The organism is Variovorax sp. Soil_C_17 (genome assembly GCF_057657265.1).
Genome location: NZ_JBDGIT010000003.1, coordinates 938330 through 960064, shown reverse-complemented (window position 1 = coordinate 960064; position 21735 = coordinate 938330). Strand labels below are relative to the sequence as shown.

Sequence of the window (21735 nt, the reverse complement as noted above, 5' to 3'; positions counted from 1 at the left end):
CGGACCCGCAGCCCCTAAGATGCCGGTCCGGAACGGGCAACGCAGACATATGGACCGCTGGACCGAGATCGAACTGTTCGTGCAGACCGCGGAGCTCGGCAGCCTGTCGCGCGCCGCCGAGGCGGTGGGCCTGTCGAATGCGGCGGCCAGCCGCCACCTAGCCTCGCTGGAGGGGCGGCTGGGCGCCCAACTGGTGCAGCGCAATACGCGGCGCCTGGCCCTGACCGAGATGGGGGAGAGCTACTACGTCCGCTGCAAGGCCATCCTGGCCGACCTGCGCGACGCCGACGCGATCGTCAACGCGACGGCGCTCGACCCGATGGGCACGCTGCGTGTCACCGCGTCGCTCTCTTTCGCGATGCAGCACATCGCGCCGCTGCTGCGCGCCTACACCGAGCGCTATCCCAAGGTCACGGTGCATGTGGAGGTTGCCAACCGCTACCTCGACCTGATCGACAACAACATCGACGTGGCGATCCGCACCCGCGAGTACGAAAACGACTCCGGCATCACCATCCGCAGCCTGGCCGAGACCCGCCGCGTCCTCGCCGCCTCTCCGGGCTACCTGGATCGGCGCGGCGCGCCGCGCAGGGTCGAAGAGCTGGCCACCCACGACCTGCTGCTCTACACCTACAGCAACAAGCCCGACGAGCTCGCCTTCCGGCGCGGCGAGGAGCAGCGCACGATCAGGGTCAAGGGCCTGCTGGAGTCGAACGACGGCCAGGTGCTGCGTGCGGCCGCGCTCGACGGGCTGGGCATTCTGGTGCAGCCCAAGTACATCCTCTACGAGGACATCGTCGCCGGCCGGCTGGTGCCGGTGCTCGACGACTGGGACCTGCCGCGCCTGCGCATCAACCTCGCTTTCCAGAGCCGTCGACACATGTCGGCCAAGGTGCGCACCTTCATCGACTTCCTGGCCGCGCACTTCGAACGCATGGACTACCAGCGCAAGTGGACCAGCTTCGATGCGGGGGCGGGCGGGGAGCCAGGCGCCGCTCAGCGCGGCGGCGCGCCCTCGTAGGCGCGCTGCAGCAGCGCGCGGATGGCGCCGCGCTCCGCCGGGCCGAAAGGCCGCGGATTCCAGTAGGGGTTGCTCACCGCCAGATCGGCGGCGCGGTCCAGGTCGGCCTCCTGCATGCCAATGTCCTTCAGCGCGGTCGGCGCGCCGTTGTTGCGCGCCAGCGCCTGCAGGCCTTGCGCGGCGTCGGGCGTGCCCAGCGCTCTCGCGATGCGCTGCATCGCACCCGGCGCCGCCTCGGCATTGAAGGCGATCGCATGCGGCAGCACCACCGCGTGCACCTCCGCATGCGGCAGGTTGAAGCTGCCGCCCAGCGTGTGGCACAGCTTGTGGTGCAGCGCCATGCCCACGTTGCCCAGCACGCTGCCGCACAGCCAGGCGCCGTAGAGGGCATCGGACCTCGCCTCGATGTCCTCGGGGCTGCGCCGGATCGCCGGCAGCGCCCGCGCGATGGCGGCGATGCCTTCCTCGGCCATCAGGTCCATCACCGGGTTGCTGTCCTGCGCATACAGGCCCTCGGCCGCATGGGCGATGGCGTTGATGCCGCTGGTCACGCTCAGGCCCACCGGCAGGCTGCGCGAGAGCTCGGGGTCGTAGATCACGGTGCGCGGCAGCACCCGGAAGTCCTTGCCGGTCTTCTTGAGGCCGGCTTCGGTCAGGCCGTAGATGGGCGTCATCTCGCTGCCGGCGTAGGTGGTGGGAATGGCCACGATGGGCAGGCCCGCCTCCAGCGCGATGGCCTTGCCCAGGCCGGTGGTGGAGCCGCCGCCGATGGCCACGGCGCAGTCGGCGTCGAGCCTGCGTGCGGCTTCACGGGCCGCGCGGGCGGTCTCGATGGGCACATGCATGGCGGCCCGGTCGAAGATGCCGGCGGCCTGCGGCCCGAGCAGCGCGGCCACGCGCTCGGCCTGGCCGCGCTGCTCGGGCGTCGAGAGCACCAGGGCGCGCCGCGCGCCCAGCGCCTCGATCTCGCGGCCCAGGCGGGCCAGGCTGCCGGCGCCGAAGACCACGCGCTGCGGCTGGCTGGTGTAAACGAAGGAGGAGGTGGAGCGCATGGCGGCGATGGTAGGCCGAAGCCCTCGCGAGCCGCCAGGGCACGCAGCCTGCCTTTGCGCAAAACAGTTTTCCGCTGGAGCCCTTGTCCGCGCCCGCGTGTCGGTCCCATAGTCGCCGGCTGAGATTCCAAGGAGACCCCGCATGCGCAACCTCGACGAAGACACCATCACCCAGGCCGTTCTGGCGCGGCACACCGGCGCCCCCGATGCCCGGCTGCGCGAGATCATGACCAGCCTGGTCCAGCACCTGCACGCCTTCGCGCGCGACGTCCGGCTCACCGAGGCCGAGTGGTTCGAGGGCATCCGCTTCCTGACCGAGGCGGGTCACATCACCGACGACAAGCGCCAGGAGTTCATCCTGCTGTCCGATACGCTCGGCTTGTCGATGCTGGTCACGGCGCTCAACAACCGCAAGCCGCGCGAATGCACCGAGGCCACCGTGTTCGGCCCCTTCCACGTCGAGGGCTCGCCCGAGTACCCGCTGGGCGCCGACGTGGCCAACGGTGCGCGCGGCGAGCCCTGCTACGTGCATGGCCGCGTGCTGGCGCCGGACGGCAGCCCGGTGCCGAACGCCGAGCTGCAGGTCTGGCAGGCCGATGCCGACGGCCTCTACGACGTGCAGTACAAGGGAGAGCACGAGCACCGGGCCCGCGGCACGCTGCATGCCGATGCCGAGGGGCGCTTCCACTTCAAGTCGATCCGGGCCGAGGCCTATCCGATCCCGCACGACGGGCCGGTGGGCCGCATGCTGGACGCCTTGGGGCGCCATCCCTGGCGGCCGGCGCACCTGCATTTCATGATCACGGCGCCGGGCTTCCAGCGGCTGATCACGCATGTGTTCCGCAACGGCGACCCGTACCTGGACTCCGACGCCGTGTTCGGCGTTCGCCGTTCGCTGATTGCCGACTGGGTCGAGCACCCGCCCGGCCGCACGCCGGACGGTGGCACGTGCGAGGTGCCGTTCTACACGCTGGATTTCGACTTCGTGCTCGCCCGGTCGGCCTGACGGGCGGCCGCTGCCTTCATTGCAAGAGGGCGCATTCCCTGAGGTCCGCGGGCCCCAGCACGATGGGCTTGGAAGGCGCTGCCCGGTAGCGCTCGAGCGCCTTGGCCTCGATGCAGTCGAAGTAGGCCTCGCAGGTGGTGGTCAGGTCGGGGTCCTCGCCCGGGCTGTCGCAAAGGCCGCGCAGCGCGGCTTCGGAGACGTGGGCCATGATGCGGGGGCCGTCGAGGCCGTCGGGGTAGATGGCGAACCGAACGGTTTTCGTCTCGGCGCAATGGATCGCTTCGCAGATCATTTCGTTCTCTTGTCAGAGCCTCTCTTTTTTCGCGTCGCAATTTGACGCTGACACGCCGGCGGCGCGGCGCGGCATACTTCGCGAGCCGAGGAAAGACGGCGCCTACAGAGACACATTCCCCATGTACGATCCTTTCGAGCTCCAGCGCTTCGTCGATGCGCAAGACCCCGTGATCGACGAGGTCCGCGGCGAGCTGCGCGCAGGCCGCAAGCGCAGCCACTGGATGTGGTTCGTGTTCCCCCAGCTGGAGGGCCTGGGCCATAGCGCGATGGCGCAGCGCTACGCCATCGCCTCGCTCGCCGAGGCCCGCGCGTACCTGGCCCATCCGCGCCTCGGGCCGCGGCTGCGCGAGTGCAGCGCGCTGGTGCTTGCGGTCGAAGGCCGCGGCGTCCACCAGATCTTCGGCGCGCCGGACGATGTCAAGTTCTGGTCGTCCATGACCCTGTTCGACAGAGCCGACCCATCCGATCCGGTCTTCCGCGACTGCTTGAACAAGTACTTCGGCGGCCGCCCCGATCGCGGGACGCTGTCCCGGCTCGAATCCGGCGATGGGGGCTGAACGCGCTATGCGACTCGGCAGCTTGGGCAGGAGGATCGGCTGCTTCGCCGCGCTGGCGCTGGCGTTGTGGCTGGCCGGCTGCGCGGGCTTGCCGAAGGAGGTGGAGCGCCCGCCCTCGTATGCGATCGCCGGCATCGCGAATACGACGCTCGGCCGCCTGGCCGTGGCCGGTGCACCGGATGCGCAGCAAAGCGGCTTCCGGCTGCTGCCCATGCCGGCTTACTCGATGCATGCTCGCCTCGAGCTGGCACGGCGGGCGCAGCGCAGCATCGACATCCAGTACTACCTGGTGCAGAACGACGAGACCGGCCGCTACCTGCTGCGCACGCTGCGCGATGCGGCCGAGCGCGGCGTGCGCGTTCGCGTGCTGATCGACGATCTCTACACCGCAGGTGCCGACACGCTGCTGGCCGGCCTTGCGGCCCATCCGAACGTGCAGGTGCGCATATTCAATCCCTTTCCGGCCGGGCGCGAGCGGCTGCTCACGCGGCTGGGCGCCTCGCTGCTGGACATCGACCGCATCCACCGCCGCATGCACAACAAGCTCTTCGTCGCCGACAACGCGATGGCGGTGGTGGGCGGGCGCAACATCGCCAACGAATACTTCATGCGCAATGCGGGCTCCAACTTCATCGACATCGACACCCTGGTGACGGCTGCCGTCGTGCCGCGGCTGTCCTCGCTGTTCGACCTGTACTGGAACAGCCCCTTCGTCTATCCGATCGAGTCGCTGGCGCAGGTGCAGGGCACGCCGGCGCAGCTGCGCCAGCGCTTCGAGGAGATGACCTGGGATGCCGCCATCTGGGCGCCGCAGACACCGATCGAGCGCGACCTGTTGGGCTACCAGGCGCTCGCCGAAGACCTGGACGCGGGCGAGCTCTCGCTGATCTGGGCGCGAGCGGAGGCCTATGCCGACATGCCGCACAAAGCGCTGGGCCCGCCCGAAGAACGTCCACGCGTGACCGCCGATGCGCCCGAAGGCGTGCTCTTCAACGTCCGGCGCTATGTGCGCGCCGCCGAGCGCGAGGCGCTGGTGACCACGCCCTACCTGATTCCGGGACGCGGCGGCATGGAGTCCGTACGCCAACTGCGCAAGCGAGGCGTGCGCTTCACGCTGGTGACCAACTCGCTGGCCGCCACCGACGAGTCGCTGGTGCACCTGGGCTACCGCCGCTACCGGCCCGAGCTGGTGCGCCTCGGCGTGGACCTTTACGAGCTGAGTCCCAAGCGCGTCGAGCAGACGCGGCGCTTCGGCATCTTCGGCTCGGCCAGCGGGCGGCTGCATGGCAAGGCGGCCGTGGTCGACGGCAAGGTGGTGTTCATCGGCTCGTTGAACTTCGATCCGCGCTCGGACCTGCACAACACCGAGCTGGGCCTGTTCATCCACAGCCCGCAGATCGCGGCGCAGCTCACCAGCCTCGTCGGCTTCATCACCATGGATGCGGCCTACCGCGTGCGCCTCGGGCCGCGCGGGGATGTCGAATGGGTGAGCCCGTCTGAAAACGGCGGGCCCGACGTGGTGCAGCACACCGAGCCCGAGACCGATTTCGGCTCGCGCCTGAAGCTGGAGCTGCTCGCGCCGCTGGTACCGGAGAGCCTGCTGTAGCTCAGTGCATCAAGGCACTAAGGCATCAGCGCATCGGGGCATCAGCGCAGCTGGCTGTTGAGGTACGGCTCGGGGTCGACCGCGACGCCCTGCTTGCGCAGCTCGAAATGCAGCTTGACGCGGTCGGCGCCGCTGTTGCCCATCTCGGCAATCTTCTGACCCTGGCGCACGACCTCTTTTTCCTTCACGAGGATCTGCTGCGCGTGCGCGTAGGCGCTGAGGAAGGTGTCGTTGTGCTTCACGATCACCATGTTGCCGTAGCCGCGAAGCTCGCTGCCGACATAGACGACGCGGCCATCGGCCGCAGCGAGGATCGCGTCGCCCGGGTTGCCCGCGATGTCCATGCCCTTGTTGTTCCTGCCGTCGAAGCGCGACAGCGTGGGTCCCGCCGCCGGCCGGATGAAGGCGGCCGGCGCGGGCGGTGGTGGCTTGACGGTGGGCGCAGGACCGGGAGGAAACGGCCGCTGCGGCGGGAGAGGCGTGGTGCTGCAGGCCACCAGGCCGGCAGCCGCGACGACCAAGAGGCCGGCACGGAGAACGTAAGTCTTGGATTGCATGGCGCTTTTTCGAACCTATTTTGCGGCGGTGGTTCCCGCTCGTGCGTAGGACCGCGGCGGTTTTTCCTGGCTGAATGGCCGCGCTGTGCTCGCGCCGCGCCGCTCGCGCGATGCAGGCGCGCTCATCTATTTCAGCGGGATCGGCGTCGCGCGATCGATGGGCACCGCGGTGATGCTGTTCTTGGGCGAACCCTCGACCAGGCGATCGGAGTAGGTCAGGTAGACCAGCGTGTTGCGCGACGCGTCCACCATGCGCACCACGCGCAGGCGCTTGAAGAGAATGGAAAGCCGCTCGCTGTAGACCTCTTCGCGCTTGGGCAGCGGCTGGTTCACGCGCACCGGTCCGACCTGGCGGCAGGCGATGGAGGCCTCGGCCTTGTCCTCGGCCAGGCCGAAGGCGCCGGAGATGCCGCCGGTCCTGGCGCGCGAGACGTAGCAGGTCACGCCGCCGACCTTGGGGTCGTCGTAGGCCTCGACCACGATCTTGTGGTCCGGGCCGATGAGCTTGAAGGCGGTGTCGACTTCGCCTATTTGCTCGGCCTGCGCCTGCGCGGACAGGAGCAGGGCACAGCAAAGTGTCGCGCGCAGGTGCTTCATGCGATGTCGAGCGTGTGGACGCGGTCGAAGCTGCCGCGCCGCCGGTCCTCGAAGTAATGGGTGAGCGCCTCACGCACGGTGCGGAAGGCGATCTCGTCCCAGGGGATTTCATCCTCGGTGAAGAGGCGGGCCTCGATGGTCTCGTGGCCGGGGTCGAACTTGTCGCTCAGAAGGCGCGCCCGATAGAACAGATGCACCTGGCCCACGCGTACCACGCTCATCACTGCGAACAGGCCTTCCATCACGTACTCGGCGCCGGCCTCCTCGTCGGTCTCGCGCGCCGCGCCCTGCGCGGTGGTCTCGTTGAGTTCCATGAAGCCGGCCGGCAGCGTCCACTTGCCCCAGCGCGGCTCGATGTTGCGCTTGCACAGCAGCACCCGGTCGCCCAGCACGGGGATGGTGCCGACCACGTTGAGCGGGTTCTCGTAATGCACCGTATGGCAGGCCGGGCAGACGGCGCGCTCGCGCGTGTCGCCGTCGTCGGGGATGCGGTAGACCACGGCGGTGCCGCAGTTCTTGCAGTGCTTGATGGGGACGCGCAGGAGCATCGGGCGTGGGCCGGCGGGTTGGTTCAGACCACCTTGACGGTGAGCGAGGGCAGGCCGGCGACCTGGCCGACGAGAGTGTCGCCGGCCACCACCGCGGCCACGCCTTCGGGGGTGCCGGTGAAGATCAGGTCACCGGGCTGCAGCTCCCAGGCGGCCGAGAGGTGCTCGATGGTCTCGGCCATGTTCCAGATCAGCTTGCTCACGTTGCTGCGCTGGCGGTCCTGGCCGTTGACCTGCAGCGAGATCTCGGCGTGCTCGATGTCGCCGGCCTGCGCCGCCGGCACGATCGGGCCGGTGGGCGCGCTCTGCTCGAAGCTCTTGCCGATGTCCCAGGGGCGGCCCTGCTTCTTCATGTCTCCCTGCAGGTCGCGGCGCGTCATGTCCAGGCCCACCGCGTAGCCGAAGATGTGCTTCATCGCATCGGCGGCCTTGATGTTCTTGCCGCCGGTGCCGATCGCCGCGACCAGCTCGATCTCGTGGTGCAGGTTCTTGGTGAGGGTGGGGTAGGCCATGGTGCCGGTCGTCCCGGCCTCGACCACCACCACGGCATCGGCCGGCTTCATGAAGAAGAAGGGCGGCTCGCGGCCGGTGAAACCCATTTCCTTGGCGTGCTCTTCGTAGTTGCGGCCGACGCAGTAGATGCGGTGCATGGGGAAGCGGGCAGCCTGACCGACCACGGGCAGGGACACCGTTGCCGGCGGGGCGAAGACGTATTCGGAGGCCATGGCGCAGAAAGTCCTTTCGAGCGAAAGCGGCAGTTTGCCAGAGCCGGGGATGGTTCGCCCCTTCCCGATCGGGCTGAGCCTGGCGAAGGGTCGGAGCCTTGCGGCGGCCCCTTCGACAGGCTCAGGGGGAACGGGGAGGAGGGCTCGCGGCGGCCCTTCGACAGGCTCAGGGCGAACGGGGAAGGGGGCTTGCGCCGGCCCTTCGACAAGCTCAGGGCGAACGGGGAAGGGGGGCTTGCGCCGGCCCTTCGACAAGCTCAGGGCGAACGGGGAAGGGGGCTCGCGCCGGCCCTTCGACAAGCTCAGGGGAACGGGCAGGGGGCTCGCGGCGGCCCTTCGACAGGCTCAGGGCGAACTGGGAGGGACAATGAGCGCCGTCAACGGCAGCGCTATGCTCGGGGCCATGATGAAGCTCTACAACTACTTCCGTTCTTCCGCTTCGTTCCGGGTCCGAATCGCGCTCAACCTCAAGGGCCTGGACTACGACTATCTTCCGGTGCACATCGCCCGCGGCGAGCACAAGACGGGGTCCTTCTCGGCCATCTCGCCGGACATGCTGGTGCCGTTGCTGGAAGACGAGGGCGAGCGCTTCACGCAGTCGATGGCGATCATCGAGTACCTGGACGAGATCCACCCCGAGCCCGCGCTGCTGCCGCACGACCCCGTGGGCCGTGCCCATGTGCGGGCGCTGGCGCAGACGGTCGCCTGCGAGATCCACCCGCTCAACAACCTCCGCGTGCTCAAGTACCTGGTGCGCGAACTCAAGCTCGGTGACGACGCCAAGAACGCCTGGTACCGCCACTGGGTGCGCGAGGGCATGCTGGCCTTCGAGCGCCAGCTCGCGCTGCGCCCGGCCAGCCTCTACTGCTGGGGCGACACCCCCACGCTGGCCGACTGCTGCCTGGTGCCGCAGGTCTTCAACGGCCAACGCTTCGACTGCGACTTCAGCGGCCTGCCGCGCACCATGGCCGCCTTCGAAGCCTGCATGCAGCTCGACGCCTTCCAGCGCGCCCAGCCGTCGCGCTGCCCCGACGCGGAGCCATGAGCCGATGGGCCGCTCCCGAGGCGAATAGCACCGCAGCGAAGGCGGAGGTATGTCACTGAATATGCTGACGGCCCAGGGGCTGGTGCCCGACTGGCCGGCGCCGCCTGGGGTGCATGCGCTGTGCACCACGCGCGAGGGTGGGGTCTCCGGGGGTGCCTGGCGAAGCCTCAACCTCGGCGATCACGTCGGCGACGCGCCGGCGGACGTGGCGGCCAACCGTGCGCTGCTGCGCGATGCGATCGGTGCGCGGCCGGTGTTCCTGCAGCAGGTGCATGGCGCCCGGCTGCTCGCGCTGCAAGCCGACACGCCCGACGGCGGCACGGCCGACGCCTGCACCACCACGACGAGCGGCATCGCCTGCACCATCATGGTCGCCGACTGCCTGCCGGTGCTCTTCACCGATGGCCGCGGCCGTCGCGTGGCCGCCGCCCATGCCGGCTGGCGCGGCCTGGCCGCCGGCGTGCTGGAGGCGGCCGTCGACGCCTTCGCGCCCGAGGCCGGTCCAGAGGAACTCATGGCCTGGCTCGGCCCCTGCATCGGGCCCGAGGCCTTCGAAGTCGGGGACGAGGTCCGGGCGGCCTTCGAAGCGGGCGCGCCGCAAGCTGCTGCCCGGTGCTTCAAGCCCGGCCCGGCGCCGGGCAAATGGCTGGCGGATCTTGCGGGCCTCGCGCGCCAGCGCCTGCAAGCGGCGGGCCTCGTGCAGCTTTACGGCAACGACGGCAATGCCGCCTGGTGCACCGTGAACAACCCGTTACGCTTTTTCTCGCACCGGCGGGACCGCGTCAGCGGCCGTTTCGCTGCCTGCATCTGGCGCGCCTGAGGAAGGCGCCGCCGCTCGGATGGCGGCCTCGCGCTCGGCCGTCTCGCGTGCGCGGATGGCCTTGCGGCGCGCAGGTGTGCCCATCAGGTAAACCACCAGTGCCACCGGCGCCAAGCCATAGAGTAGAAAGGTGAAGACCGCACCGAGCACCGTGCCGTTGGTGTTGGTGGCCTCGGCGACCGCCATCATGAGGGCGACATACAGCCAGGCGATGACGACGAGATGCATAGGCGAGGTTTTCAGGAAGGTATAACGGGCTTTGGCTGGCCGGGCCCTGCCGGATGCAGCATACTCAAAAGCCGATACGACAAGGCGAGGAACCAGGAGACGACATGAAACAAGAACAACAGGCCGCGGCCGATGCCACTTTCGCGCCCTTTCAACAGGCGCTGACGCAGGGTTGGGAGAAGGCGCTGGAGGCCTTCCAATCGCTCGGCAAGGCCCCCCAGCCGGACATGCCCTGGGAAATGCCCCGTTTCTCCTTCTCCGCCTCCAGGCTCCAGGAACTGCAGCGGCACTACATCGAAGAGGCCACCGAGCTGTGGCGCCAGGACGTGGCGGCACGCACCCAGGGCGACAGGCGCTTCGCGGCCGAAGCCTGGGGCAGCAATCCGGTGGCGGCCTTCTCGGCGGCGATCTACCTGCTCAACACCCGCACCCTGCTCGGCATGGCCGAAGCGGTCGAGGGCGATGCCAAGACCCGCGCCCGCCTGCGCTTCGCTGTCGAGCAATGGGTGGCCGCCTCGTCGCCCAGCAACTACCTGGCCTTCAATGCGGATGCGCAGAAGAAGGCGATCGAAAGCCAGGGCGAGAGCATCGCCAAGGGCATCCAGAACCTGCTGAAGGACGTGCAGCAGGGCCACCTCAGCATGACCGACGAAAGCGCCTTCGAGGTCGGCCGCAACGTGGCCACCACCGAGGGCGCCGTGGTGTTCGAAAACGACCTGTTCCAGTTGCTCGAATACAAGCCGCTGACGGCCAAGGTCTACGAGCGGCCGCTGCTGCTGGTGCCGCCTTGCATCAACAAGTTCTACATCCTCGACCTGCAGCCCGAGAACTCGCTGATCCGCTATGCGGTCGAGCAGGGCCACCGCACCTTCGTGGTGAGCTGGCGCAATCCCGATGCCTCGATGAGCCAGTACACCTGGGACGACTACATCGAGGACGCCGCGATCAAGGCGATCCAGGTCACCCGCGAGATCACCGGCCAGGACAAGAAGGGCGGCCAGATCGACACGCTGGGCTTCTGCGTCGGCGGCACCATCCTGTCGACCGCGCTGGCCGTGCTGGCGGCACGCGGCGAGCAGCCCGCGTCCTCCGTCACGCTGCTCACCACCCTGCTGGATTTCGAGGACACCGGCATTCTCGACATCTTCATCGACGAGGGCTTCGTGCGCTTCCGCGAGATGCAGATGAACGCGGGCGGCCTGCTGCCCGGCAGCGAGCTGGCGTCCACCTTCAGCTTTCTGCGGCCCAACGACCTCGTGTGGAACTACGTGGTGGGCAACTATCTCAAGGGCGAGACCCCGCCGCCCTTCGACCTGTTGTACTGGAACAGCGACGCCACCAACCTGCCCGGCCCGATGTACTGCTGGTACCTGCGCAACACCTACCACGAGAACAAGCTGGCCGTGCCCGGCGCGCTCACCGTGGCCGGCGAGCAGGTCGACCTGGGCCGCATCGAGGCGCCGGTCTACATCTACGGCTCGCGCGAGGACCACATCGTGCCCATCGGCGGCGCCTATGCGTCGACGCAGCTGCTCAAGGGCAAGAAGCGCTTCGTCATGGGGGCCTCGGGCCACATCGCCGGCGTGATCAACCCGCCGGCCAAGAAGAAGCGCAGCCACTGGATTCGTGCCGACGGCAAGCTGCCGAAGACCCAGGCCGAATGGCTGGCCGGTGCCACCGAGCACCCCGGCAGCTGGTGGACCGACTGGTCCAACTGGCTCAAGACGCACGCGGGCAAGCAGATCCCTGCCCCGAAGTCCTACGGCAAGGGCAGCGCCTACAAGGCGATCGAGCCCGCACCGGGCCGCTATGTCAAGGCGCGAGCCTGACCTTCATCTCACCCTTTTTGTTCAAGCCTCGGAGAGCACACACCATGGAAGACATCGTCATCGTTTCGGCCGCACGCACGGCCGTGGGCAAGTTCGGCGGATCGCTGGCCAACATCGCGGCCACGGAGCTCGGCTCGATCGTGATCAAGGAAGTGCTCGAGCGCGCCAAGATCGGCAGCGACCAGGTCGGCGAAGTCATCATGGGCCAGGTGCTCACTGCGGGCAGCGGCCAGAACCCGGCGCGCCAGGCGCTGCTGAAGAGCGGCATCGCCAAGGAAACGCCGGCGCTCACCATCAACGCCGTCTGCGGCTCGGGCCTGAAGGCCGTGATGCTGGCCGCGCAGGCCGTGGCCACCGGCGACAGCGAGATCGTGGTGGCGGGCGGGCAGGAGAGCATGAGCCTCGCGCCGCACGTGCTGCCCAACTCGCGCAACGGCCAGCGCATGGGCGACTGGAAGCTGGTCGACTCGATGATCGTCGACGGCCTGTGGGACGTGTACAACCAGTACCACATGGGCATCACGGCCGAGAACGTGGCCAAGAAGTACGACATCAGCCGCAGCGCGCAGGACGAGCTCGCGCTCGCCAGCCAGACCAAGGCCGCCGCCGCACAGGACGCCGGCAAGTTCAAGGACGAAATCGTCGCCGTCAACATCCCGCAGCGCAAGGGCGATCCGGTCGTCTTCAACCAGGACGAGTTCATCAACCGCAAGACCAGCGCCGAAGGCCTGGCCGGCCTGCGTCCTGCCTTCGACAAGGCCGGCGGTGTGACCGCGGGGAACGCCTCGGGCCTCAACGACGGCGCTGCCGCCGTGCTGGTGATGACTGCCAAGAAGGCGGCCGCCCTGGGCCTGAAGCCGCTGGGCCGCATCGCCAGCTACGCCAGCACCGGCCTCGACCCGGCCTTCATGGGCATGGGTCCGGTTCCGGCTTCGCAGAAGGCGCTGCAGCGCGCCGGCTGGAAGCCGCAGGACCTCGACGTGCTCGAGATCAACGAGGCCTTCGCCGCCCAGGCCTGTGCCGTCAACCGCGAAATGGGCTGGGACATCAACAAGGTCAACGTGAACGGCGGCGCCATCGCCATCGGCCACCCGATCGGTGCCTCGGGCTGCCGCATTCTGGTGACCCTGCTGCACGAGATGCAGCGCCAGAACGCCAAGAAGGGGATTGCCTCGCTGTGCATCGGCGGCGGCATGGGTGTTGCGCTCACGATCGAGCGCTGAGCCGTCCTGCTCCTTGTGAAAGCGCCGCGTTCATCCGCGGCGCTTTTTTTTTGGCGCTCAGCCTCGGCCCGCAGGCACCGCTCGCTCCGCGTAGTGCGCGCACAGCGTATCGACCAGCGCCTGCGCATAGCTCGGCAGCGCGGCGCGGTCGCGCACCAGCAGGAAGCGCTCGCGCACGGACCATGGGTCGCTGAGCTCGATCAGCGCCAGCTTCATGCTCTCGAGGTTGCGGCGCGCGGCCGACTCCGGCACCACGCCGATGCCCACGCCGCTGCCGATCATGCGGCACATGGCGTCGAAGCTGCCGAGCTGAATGCGCAGCTTCTGGCTTTTGCCCAGGCTCTCGGTGATCTGCGCGAGGAAGGCCTGCAGCGTGCTGCCGGGCTGCATGCCCACTGCGTCCTCGTCCAGCGTCTCGGCAAATGCGATGCGCCGGCGCCGCGCGAAGCGGTGCTTGCGCGAAGTCACGAGCACCAGCCGGTCGGTGCTGAAGTGGATCGCCTCCAGGCCCAGCGTGTCGATGAGGCCGGCGACGATGCCGATGTCGGCGCGGCCGTCGAGCACGCCGTGCGGGATCTGTGCGTTCGGTTTCTCCTGAAGGTCGATGTTGATGCGCGGATGGCGCGCCAGGAAGCCGGGCAGGATCTCCGGCAGGAAGTCGCTCACCGCGGTGGTGTTGGCGAACACGCGCAGATGGCCGCGCAGCCCGCCGCCGTATTCCTTGAGCTCCGCGCCGAGCTGGCCGGCCTGGTGCAGCACCAGGCGCGCGTGGTGGAGGAAGGCCTCGCCCGGCGGCAGCAGGCGCACGCCGCGCGCCTCGCGGGCCAGCAGCGCGAGCCCCGCTTGCGTCTCCAGCGCCTTGATGCGGGCGCTCGCCGCGGCCAGCGACAGGTGCTGGCGCTCGGCCGCGCGCGTGAGGCTGCCCAGCTCGGCGGCGGCGACGAAAAGGCGCAGATCGGTCAGGTCGAATTGCATGGCAGCAGCATCCTAGCAATCCTTCGGAATTTCTGAAGGCTCGATCTCGAAATCGCAGATTGCGCGCGGGCCGGGCCGCAGCCACCATGCAGGGCAGGGCGCGGCGAGAGCGCCGCTTGCATCGGAAGCACCTGGCGACATGACCCCACACACGACCCCTTCTCCTGCCCTCGACGGCGCGGCACTGGCCGGACTGCAAGCCTGGCAGGGACGCAGCGAGACGCTGGCTGATCAGATCACCGCCGCGCCGGTGCGCGCGCTCGCCGCCACGCTGGACCGCGACGATCCCGCGCCGCAGCCGGGCACGCAGCTGCCCGAGCTTTGGCACTGGCTCTATTTCCTGCCGCATCACCGGCAGTCCGAGATCGGCCCCGATGGCCATGCGAAGCGCGGCGGCTTCCTGCCACCGGTGCCGCTCCCGCGCCGCATGTGGGCCGGCGGACGCCTCAACTGGGAAGCAGGCAACCCGCTGGTGGTGGGCGATGCGGTGGAGCGGACATCGACCATCGCCTCCGTCTCGCACAAGACCGGGCGCAGCGGGGAGCTGGTCTTCGTGCTGGTGCGGCACGAAATCCGCAACGCACGCGGCCTGGCGCTGACCGAGGAGCACGACATCGTGTACCGCGCCGCGCCGGCACCCGGGGAAGCCCCTGCAGCCCCCACGCCGGCGCCCGCGGGCGCGGCCTTCAGCCGAGAGCTCACGCCCGACGACGTGCTGCTGTTCCGTTATTCGGCGCTCACCTTCAACGGCCACCGCATCCACTACGACCGCCGCTACGTGACCGAAGTCGAAGGCTATCCGGGGCTGATCGTGCATGGCCCCTTGATCGCCACGCTGCTGGTCGACTTGTTGCGGCGCGAGCACCCCGAAGCTTCGCTCGCGCGCTTCGAGTTTCGCGCGCTGCGGCCGGTCTTCGACGGCGCGCAACTGCGCGTTCACGGCCGGCCCGAGGCCGACAAGCGCTTCAGCCTCTGGGCCGAGGACGCCGGTGGCAGGCTCGCCATGCAGGCCAGCGCCATCCTCGCCTGAAGCACGCATGAAGCTGGGTGCACACACCGAATCCATCCTTCGTTCGCCGCGATGCAGCGAGAAGGACATCTGCGCATTGCGCGCAACGAAAGCGATCTGAAATGGCCCCCCAGACATCACCCACCGAAACCCTCGCGCGCTTCGCGGCCGGCCTTCGCTTCGGCGATATCCCGGCGCCGGTCGTGCATCGTGCCGAGGACCTGCTGGTCGACTGGTTCGGCTCGGCCATCGCGGGGCATGGCGCGCGGCCGGTCGAGACCATCGCCGCCTTCGCGCGCGAGATGGGGCCCGCGGCCGGGGCCAGCGAAGTGCTGGTGGGCCGCACGCGCAGCAGCCCTTACTTCGCGGCGCTGGTCAACGCCGCGGCCTCGCACGTGGCCGAGCAGGACGACGTGCACAACGGCTCGGTCTTCCATCCGGCGACGGTGGTGTTCCCGGTCGCGCTGGCGCTGGCGCAGGCGCTGGGCGCGAGCGGCGAGCGCTTGCTGGCGGCGGCGGTCGCCGGCTACGAGGTCGGCATCCGCGTGGGCGAATTCCTCGGGCGCTCGCACTACAAGGTGTTCCACACCACCGGCACCGCCGGGACGCTCGCGGCAGCCGCCACCGCCGGGCATCTGCTGGGCCTCGATGCGGCGCGCATGCAGCATGCCTTCGGCTCGGCCGGCACGCAGGCGGCGGGCCTGTGGGAGTTCCTGCGCACCGCGGCCGATTCCAAGCAGCTGCACACGGCGCATGCGGCCGCCGCCGGGCTGATGGCTGCGACGCTGGCGCGCGACGGCTTCACCGGGGCGCAGAAGATCCTCGAGGGTCCGCAAGGCCTGGCCGCGGGCATGTCGCAGGACGCCGATCCGCAGCGCCTGGTCGACGGCCTGGGCACGCGCTGGGCGCTGGCGGAAACTTCCTTCAAATACCACGCCTCCTGCCGCCACACGCACCCGGCCGCCGATGCGCTGCTGTTGGTGATGCGTGAGCACGGCCTGGGCGCGGAGCAACTGGAACTGGTGACCACGCATGTGCATCAGGGCGCGATCGACGTGCTGGGGCCGGTGGTCGATCCGGCCACGGTGCACCAGTCGAAGTTCTCGATGGGCACGGTGCTCGCGCTGGCGGCGCGCTTCGGCCAGGCCGGCCTCGCCGAGTTCGACGCGCACTTCCGAGATGCCGAGACGCAGGCCCTGCGCGATCGCGTGCAGATGGAGCTCGACGCCGAGGTGGATGCGGCCTATCCCAAGCGCTGGATCGGCAAGGTCACGGTACGCACCCGCGACGGCCGCGTGCTGCAGGGCCGCGTCGACGAGCCCAAGGGCGATCCCGGCAACACGCTCACCCGCGAGGAGATCGAGGCCAAGGCCCTGCGTCTCGCTGCCTTCAGCGGCGGTGCGAGCGAGGCGGAGATGCACGCGGCCCTGGAGCGGCTCTGGCACGTGGCGCGTGCGCCCGCGGTCGGCATGCTGCTGAAGGCCGAGGCGAATGGCACCGGAGCCGAAGGCGAAGGTCTCCGGTAAGCCGCTGGATTTGGAAGATGCCGTGGCGCGCCATCGCGAAGCGTCGGCGCGCGAGCCAACGTATCAAGGAGACGACAGACATGAAGATGAAGACCAAGGTTCTGAGTTGGGCCTCGATGCTCGCCGCATCGCTGGCCGTGCAATGGCCTGCGGCGGCCCAGTCGGCCTGGCCCGAGAAGCCCGTCACGCTGGTCGTGCCCTATTCGGCCGGCGGCCCGACCGACGTGGTGGCACGCATGCTCGCGATTCCCATGGGCAAGTCGCTGGGCCAGACCGTGGTGGTCGAGAACACGGTGGGCGCCGGCGGCACCATTGCGCCTGCGCGCGTCGCCAGGGCGCAGCCCAACGGCTACACCATCCTGATCCACCACATGGGCATGGCCACGGCGCCGGCGCTCTACAAGAAACTGCCCTACGACCCGCTCAAGGACTTCGAGTACGTCGGCCAGGTGATGGACGTGCCGATGACGCTGCTGTCGCGCAAGGACTTCCCGGCCGGCAACTTCCAGGAGCTGCTGCGCTACGTCAAGGCCAACAAGGACAAGGTCTCGCTGGCCAATGCCGGGGTGGGCGCGGTGTCGCAGCTGTGCGGGCTGCTGCTCACGAGCCAGATCGGCGTCGAGCTGACGACCGTGCCCTACAAGGGGGCGGGCCCGGCGCTCAACGACCTGATGGGCGGGCAGGTGGACCTGCTGTGCGATCAGACCACGCAGACCGCGCCGGTCATCAAGGAAGGCAGCCGGGTCAAGGTCTTCGGGGTGACCACGCCCAGGCGGCTTTCGAGCATGCCCGACATTCCGACGCTCGACGAGCAGGGCCTCAAGGGCTTCGACGTGCGCGTCTGGCACGGCATTTACGCGCCCAAGGGCACGCCGGCGGCGGTCACGCAGAAGCTCAACGTGGCGCTGCGGGCGGCGCTGCAGGACGAGACGGTCAAGCAGCGGCTGGCCGACCTGAGCTCCGAGATCGTTCCCATGGACAAGGTGACGCCCGAGGCGCTGCGCAGCCACCTCGCGGCCGAGGTCGCCCGGTGGGGCAAGGTGATTCGCGCGGCGGGCGTGCAGGCGGAGTAGCCCCGCACACGCCGAGGGGCCTCAGTCGCCGAACTCGATCAGCACCGGCTGGTGGTCCGAGGCTTGCGTCCGGAGGTCGACCTCCATGCGCCTCACGCGCGGCGCCAGGGCGTTGCTGACGAACACGAAGTCGAAAGCGGCGGGCGCCTTGCCGTAGGTCTTGTCGAACAGCTTGAAGGTGGGGTCGTGAGGCCGCTCGGGATGCGCCAGCGGCCAGGCGTCCTGCAGCCGCTGGTCGGGCGCCCCGCCGGCCGGCAGCGAGGGGGCCGTGAAAGGCTCCTGGATCTCGGCATGGGCCGGCTCGCTGGCCTCCATGTTGAAGTCGCCGCAGAGGATCGCCTGCTGCGTGTGGGGCTTGGGCTGGAAGGGCGAGTTGTCGAACTCCGCGGCCGGCGGCGCGGCCGCCTGCTCGCAGGCCTCGATGTGCAGGGCACGCAGAGTCTGGGCCTGCGCCCGGCGCTGTACCGACGAGTAGTACTCGAGGTGCGTGGTCATGACGCGCACGGTGCCCAGCTCGGCGCTGCTGAGCGTTACGACCGTGCACATGCGCGGCATGGTGCTCACGGTCGGATCGGGCGGCCAGGGCAGGGGATGGTGCCTGACCAGCGACACCGGGAGGCGGGTGGCGATCAGGTTGCCGAAGCGCTGCCGGCGGCCCTCGCGGTCGAATTCCTCGACCGCCGCACCGAAGAAGAGCCGGAAGCCCGGCAGCAGCGCCTGCAGCTCGGCCGGCTGATCGCCGGGCGCGCCGGGCATGCCGTCGTAGCCCGACGCGATTTCCTGCAGGCACAGCACGTCGAAATCATCCATCGCGCGCGCGCCCTCGACGATACGTTTGGTACTCACTTGGCCGTCGAGGCCGCGGCACCATTGCGTGTTCCACGTCACGAGTTTCATCGGATGCCTGCCTTCCTTGATCTCGAACTCGGTATATGAGCCCGGCTTGTGACACCCCGTTGCATTGAGGGGTCAGTGTTTTCCTGAGCCGGGAGCCGTGAGAAACTTCGCTACAGTGAATCGCGCCTCTTCAGGCGCGTCAACATCGAGGGAAAAATCATGAGCAAAAGAGTTGCATACGTCACCGGCGGCATGGGAGGCATCGGTACGGCGATCTGCCAGCGCCTGCACAAGGACGGCTTCACGGTGATCGCAGGCTGCGGCCCCACGCGCGATCACGCCAAGTGGCTGGCGGAGCAGAAGGCGCTGGGCTACGAGTTCCACGCCTCGGTCGGCAACGTCGGCGACTGGGAGTCCACGGTGGAGGCATTCACCAAGTCCAAGGCCGAGCATGGCAGCATCGACGTGCTGGTCAACAACGCCGGCATCACGCGCGACCGCATGTTCCTCAAGATGACGCCCGAGGACTGGAGCGCGGTGATCGAGACCAATCTCAACAGCATGTTCAACGTCACCAAGCAGGTGGTGGGCGACATGGTCGAGAAGGGCTGGGGCCGCATCATCAACATCAGCTCGGTCAATGGTGCCAAGGGGCAGGCCGGCCAGACCAACTACTCGGCCGCCAAGGCCGGCATGCACGGCTTCACCATGGCGCTGGCGCAGGAGCTGGCCGCCAAGGGCGTGACGGTGAACACCGTGAGCCCGGGCTACATCGGCACCGACATGGTCCGCGCCATCCGCCAGGAAGTGCTCGACAAGATCGTGGCCACCATTCCCGTCAAGCGGCTGGGCGAGCCCAGCGAGATCGCTTCGATCATCGCCTGGCTCGCGACGGACGAGGGCGGCTACTCGACCGGGGCTGACTTCTCGGTCAACGGCGGCCTGCACATGCACTGAGCGCGTTACGGGCCCGTCCAAAAAAGACCCGCATGGCGGGTCTTTTTTCTTGGCGGCATGCGCACCGTGAAGATGGCGGGGCATTGGGCGCCTGGCGCCGCGCTCTTGCACAATGCACGGCGATGCCCCACAGCGTTTCCCTCATCAACACCGTCGCGGCCGGCCTCGGCCTGGCGCTGCTGTTGGGCTTCCTGGCGGTGCGGCTGCGCCTGCCGGCGCTGGTGGGTTACCTGCTCGCGGGCGTGATCCTCGGCCCTTTCACGCCGGGCTTCGTGGCCGACGCGAGCATCGCCGCGCAGCTGGCAGAGATCGGCGTGATGCTGTTGATGTTCGGCGTCGGGCTGCATTTCTCGCTCGATGACCTGCTCGCGGTGCGCAAGATCGCGCTGCCCGGTGCGCTGGTGCAGATCGTGGTTGCCACGCTGCTGGGCGCGGCGCTGGCGAGCTGGTGGGGCTGGAGCCCCGGCGGCGCGCTGGTCTTCGGGCTGGCGCTTTCGGTGGCGAGCACCGTGGTGCTGCTGCGCGCGCTCGAAAGCCTGGGGCTGCTCGATTCCTTCACCGGCCGCATCGCCGTGGGCTGGCTGGTCGTGGAAGACCTCGCGATGGTGCTGGTGCTGGTGCTGCTGCCGCCGCTGGCCGAGGCGCTCGGTGGCGGCGCGGCGCGCGCGGATGCGGCACCGCTCTGGCAGACACTGGGGCTCACGCTGCTGCAGGTCGGCGGCTTCGTGGTCCTGATGCTGGTGGTGGGACGCCGCGTATTCCCGTGGCTTCTCTGGCAGGTCACGCGCACCGGCTCGCGCGAGCTGTTCACGCTGTGCGTGGTGGCCGCGGCGGTGAGCATTGCCTTCGCCTCGGCGGCGCTCTTCGGCGTGTCCTTCGCGCTCGGCGCTTTCTTCGCCGGCATGGTGATGCGCGAGTCCGAGTTCAGCCACCGCGCGGCGCAGGAATCATTGCCGCTGCGCGATGCCTTCGCAGTGCTGTTCTTCGTCTCCGTCGGCATGCTGTTCAACCCCGCGGTGCTCATCGAGCGGCCGTTGCAGGTGCTGGCCGTCGTCATGGTGATCGTGGTGGGCAAGTCGGTTGCGGCCTGCGTCCTGGTGCTGCTGTTTCGCTATCCCCTGGGTACGGCGCTGACGGTGAGCGCGAGCCTGGCGCAGATCGGCGAGTTCTCTTTCATCCTGGCGGCGCTGGGGGCTTCGCTGGGCTTGTTGCCGGAGGAAGGCCAGAGCCTGCTGCTGGCGGGGGCGCTGATCTCCATCGCAACCAACCCCCTGTTGTTCAGCCTGATCGTGCCCCTGCAGAGATGGCTGCACGCGCATTCGCGCCTCGCGCGCGGGCTGGCCCAGCGCGAGGATCCGCTGGCCGAGTTGCCGCTGAGCACCGAGGAGAAATACCTGTCGCGCCAAGTGGTGCTGGTCGGCTATGGCCGTGTCGGCCGCCGCATCGCGGCGGAACTGATGGCCCACGACCTTCCGTTCGTGGTGGCGGAGCAGAACCGCGAACTGGTCGAGAAGCTGCGGGGCGAAGGCAAGGCGGCGGTGTGGGGCGATGCGGCCGATCCGGCGGTGCTGATCCAGGCGCACATCGCGCGGGCGCGCGTGCTGGTGGTCGCCACCGCCGATGCGATCAACGTGCGGCAGATGATCGAGGCGGCGCGCACCCTCAATCCGACGATCCAGACGGTCATTCGCAGTCACAACGAGGACGAGGCGCGCCTGCTGACGCAGGAGGTCGCCGCCACCGTCTTCCTGGGCGAGCAGGAGCTGGCGCAATCGATGGCGCGCGCGGTGCTCAGCCGTGCCGCTGCGCCCGCCTGAGGGCCGGCGTCAGAGGTCTTCGATGACCAGCCGGCAATAGCGCTCGGCCACCGAGTAGGGCACCGTGCGCACCACTTCCATGAGGCGTTCGGCCGCCGCGCGGTTCTCGGTCTTGACCAGCAAGCCGGTGTGTCCTTCCTGGGCCAGCTTGGTGTAGACCCGCACGGTCGCGCCGTCGGTTCCGGCGGAGGGCAGCGGGCTGTCGGCGTCGTCGCGCACGGTCGGCGAGATCTGGGTCAGCATCGTCTTGGGCGGGATCAGGTAGACCTCGTCGCCGCTGAAGCCCTTGTCTATCAATTGATGTCCGACGAGGTTCGCGTCCTCGGCATTGGGAAACATCACCATCGAATGACCCGTCGGATAAAAGGCGCCCCCGAATGCTGCGCACATGTGGGGGTCGAGGACGAAGTGCTTCATCGTGCCTCCTCAATCA

Annotated in this window: 23 protein-coding genes; 13 read left to right on the top strand and 10 right to left on the bottom strand. The window is 68.8% G+C overall.

From position 1 onward, the window contains the following. The first annotated feature begins 49 nt into the window (after positions 1–49). A complete protein-coding gene (locus tag AC3A6Y_RS19750; protein WP_487869895.1) occupies positions 50–1021 on the top strand; it encodes a LysR family transcriptional regulator in 972 nt (323 codons plus the stop codon). Here the strand turns inward: AC3A6Y_RS19750 and AC3A6Y_RS19745 are convergent. Continuing rightward, complete coding sequence (locus AC3A6Y_RS19745) at positions 997–2073, bottom strand: maleylacetate reductase (RefSeq protein ID WP_487869894.1); 1077 nt, start codon at positions 2071–2073, stop codon at positions 997–999. The genes AC3A6Y_RS19750 and AC3A6Y_RS19745 overlap by 25 nt on opposite strands. Positions 2074–2215: 142 nt before the next feature. Here AC3A6Y_RS19745 and AC3A6Y_RS19740 point away from each other — a divergent pair, with 142 nt between their 5' ends. Then, entirely contained in the window at positions 2216–3079 is an 864-nt protein-coding gene (locus tag AC3A6Y_RS19740; RefSeq protein ID WP_487869893.1) for an intradiol ring-cleavage dioxygenase, read from the top strand. Between the two features lie 16 nt (positions 3080–3095). Here the strand turns inward: AC3A6Y_RS19740 and AC3A6Y_RS19735 are convergent, their stop codons facing one another. Further along, the gene (locus AC3A6Y_RS19735; RefSeq protein ID WP_487869892.1) at positions 3096–3371 is read right to left on the bottom strand and encodes a hypothetical protein; all 276 of its coding nucleotides are present in this window, start codon (positions 3369–3371) and stop codon (positions 3096–3098) included. Positions 3372–3492: 121 nt separating this feature from the next. Between AC3A6Y_RS19735 and AC3A6Y_RS19730 the strand changes: the two genes are divergently transcribed. Together AC3A6Y_RS19730 and AC3A6Y_RS19725 are read left to right on the top strand one after the other, a co-directional pair. Beyond that, entirely contained in the window at positions 3493–3930 is a 438-nt protein-coding gene (locus tag AC3A6Y_RS19730; protein ID WP_487869891.1) for a DUF1810 domain-containing protein, read from the top strand. 7 nt (positions 3931–3937) lie between these two features. Further along, complete coding sequence (locus AC3A6Y_RS19725) at positions 3938–5536, top strand: phospholipase D family protein (protein WP_487869890.1); 1599 nt, start codon at positions 3938–3940, stop codon at positions 5534–5536. A gap of 41 nt (positions 5537–5577) precedes the next feature. Here the strand turns inward: AC3A6Y_RS19725 and AC3A6Y_RS19720 are convergent, their stop codons facing one another. The 4 genes from AC3A6Y_RS19720 to AC3A6Y_RS19705 all read right to left on the bottom strand — a co-directional run bounded on the left by AC3A6Y_RS19720 (position 5578) and on the right by AC3A6Y_RS19705 (position 7963). Further along, positions 5578–6093: a peptidoglycan DD-metalloendopeptidase family protein gene (locus tag AC3A6Y_RS19720; RefSeq protein ID WP_487869889.1), complete on the bottom strand. Its 516-nt coding sequence runs from the start codon at positions 6091–6093 to the stop codon at positions 5578–5580. Between the two features lie 126 nt (positions 6094–6219). Then, positions 6220–6690, bottom strand: a complete 471-nt coding sequence (locus AC3A6Y_RS19715; RefSeq protein WP_487869888.1) for a CreA family protein — start codon at positions 6688–6690, stop codon at positions 6220–6222. Further along, positions 6687–7238, bottom strand: coding sequence for an NUDIX hydrolase (locus AC3A6Y_RS19710; protein ID WP_487869887.1), 552 nt, complete (start codon positions 7236–7238; stop codon positions 6687–6689). Before AC3A6Y_RS19710 ends, AC3A6Y_RS19715 begins: the two co-directional genes overlap by 4 nt. Before the next feature lie 23 nt (positions 7239–7261). Continuing rightward, complete coding sequence (locus tag AC3A6Y_RS19705; protein ID WP_487869886.1) at positions 7262–7963, bottom strand: fumarylacetoacetate hydrolase family protein; 702 nt, start codon at positions 7961–7963, stop codon at positions 7262–7264. A 406-nt stretch (positions 7964–8369) separates the two neighbouring features. Between AC3A6Y_RS19705 and maiA the strand changes: the two genes are divergently transcribed. Both maiA and pgeF read left to right on the top strand, forming a co-directional pair. Continuing rightward, positions 8370–9008, top strand: coding sequence for a maleylacetoacetate isomerase (gene maiA, locus AC3A6Y_RS19700; protein ID WP_487869972.1), 639 nt, complete (start codon positions 8370–8372; stop codon positions 9006–9008). Positions 9009–9057: 49 nt separating this feature from the next. Then, positions 9058–9828 carry a peptidoglycan editing factor PgeF gene (gene pgeF / locus AC3A6Y_RS19695; protein ID WP_487869885.1) on the top strand — a complete coding sequence of 257 codons (771 nt, stop codon included), beginning with the start codon at positions 9058–9060 and terminating at the stop codon, positions 9826–9828. Here pgeF and AC3A6Y_RS19690 read toward each other — a convergent pair. Next, entirely contained in the window at positions 9760–10056 is a 297-nt protein-coding gene (locus tag AC3A6Y_RS19690) for a hypothetical protein (protein ID WP_487869884.1), read from the bottom strand. The two genes, pgeF and AC3A6Y_RS19690, sit on opposite strands and share 69 nt — an antisense overlap. A gap of 104 nt (positions 10057–10160) precedes the next feature. Here AC3A6Y_RS19690 and phaC point away from each other — a divergent pair, with 104 nt between their 5' ends. Together phaC and AC3A6Y_RS19680 are read left to right on the top strand one after the other, a co-directional pair. Further along, the gene (phaC, locus tag AC3A6Y_RS19685; protein WP_487869883.1) at positions 10161–11885 is read left to right on the top strand and encodes a class I poly(R)-hydroxyalkanoic acid synthase; all 1725 of its coding nucleotides are present in this window, start codon (positions 10161–10163) and stop codon (positions 11883–11885) included. A gap of 44 nt (positions 11886–11929) precedes the next feature. Beyond that, complete coding sequence (locus tag AC3A6Y_RS19680) at positions 11930–13108, top strand: acetyl-CoA C-acetyltransferase (RefSeq protein WP_487869882.1); 1179 nt, start codon at positions 11930–11932, stop codon at positions 13106–13108. A gap of 57 nt (positions 13109–13165) precedes the next feature. On the opposite strand, the gene AC3A6Y_RS19675 is transcribed toward AC3A6Y_RS19680, so the two are convergent. Further along, positions 13166–14083, bottom strand: a complete 918-nt coding sequence (locus AC3A6Y_RS19675) for a LysR family transcriptional regulator (protein ID WP_487869881.1) — start codon at positions 14081–14083, stop codon at positions 13166–13168. Positions 14084–14222: 139 nt separating this feature from the next. On the opposite strand from AC3A6Y_RS19675, the gene AC3A6Y_RS19670 reads away from it, so the two are divergent. From AC3A6Y_RS19670 to AC3A6Y_RS19660, 3 genes are all read left to right on the top strand, one after another. Further along, positions 14223–15113 carry an HTD2 family dehydratase gene (locus AC3A6Y_RS19670; protein ID WP_487869880.1) on the top strand — a complete coding sequence of 297 codons (891 nt, stop codon included), beginning with the start codon at positions 14223–14225 and terminating at the stop codon, positions 15111–15113. Positions 15114–15214: 101 nt separating this feature from the next. After that, complete coding sequence (locus AC3A6Y_RS19665; protein WP_487869879.1) at positions 15215–16618, top strand: MmgE/PrpD family protein; 1404 nt, start codon at positions 15215–15217, stop codon at positions 16616–16618. Positions 16619–16734: 116 nt separating this feature from the next. Continuing rightward, positions 16735–17691: a tripartite tricarboxylate transporter substrate-binding protein gene (locus AC3A6Y_RS19660; RefSeq protein ID WP_487869971.1), complete on the top strand. Its 957-nt coding sequence runs from the start codon at positions 16735–16737 to the stop codon at positions 17689–17691. A 21-nt stretch (positions 17692–17712) separates the two neighbouring features. On the opposite strand, the gene AC3A6Y_RS19655 is transcribed toward AC3A6Y_RS19660, so the two are convergent. Next, a complete protein-coding gene (locus AC3A6Y_RS19655; RefSeq protein WP_487869878.1) occupies positions 17713–18588 on the bottom strand; it encodes an endonuclease/exonuclease/phosphatase family protein in 876 nt (291 codons plus the stop codon). Positions 18589–18747: 159 nt separating this feature from the next. Between AC3A6Y_RS19655 and phbB the strand changes: the two genes are divergently transcribed. After that, the gene (phbB, locus tag AC3A6Y_RS19650; RefSeq protein WP_487869877.1) at positions 18748–19485 is read left to right on the top strand and encodes an acetoacetyl-CoA reductase; all 738 of its coding nucleotides are present in this window, start codon (positions 18748–18750) and stop codon (positions 19483–19485) included. A gap of 122 nt (positions 19486–19607) precedes the next feature. Further along, positions 19608–21302, top strand: coding sequence for a cation:proton antiporter domain-containing protein (locus tag AC3A6Y_RS19645; protein ID WP_487869876.1), 1695 nt, complete (start codon positions 19608–19610; stop codon positions 21300–21302). Between the two features lie 9 nt (positions 21303–21311). Here AC3A6Y_RS19645 and AC3A6Y_RS19640 read toward each other — a convergent pair whose 3' ends face one another. After that, positions 21312–21719 carry a hypothetical protein gene (locus tag AC3A6Y_RS19640; RefSeq protein ID WP_487869875.1) on the bottom strand — a complete coding sequence of 136 codons (408 nt, stop codon included), beginning with the start codon at positions 21717–21719 and terminating at the stop codon, positions 21312–21314. Positions 21720–21735 lie beyond the last annotated feature (16 nt).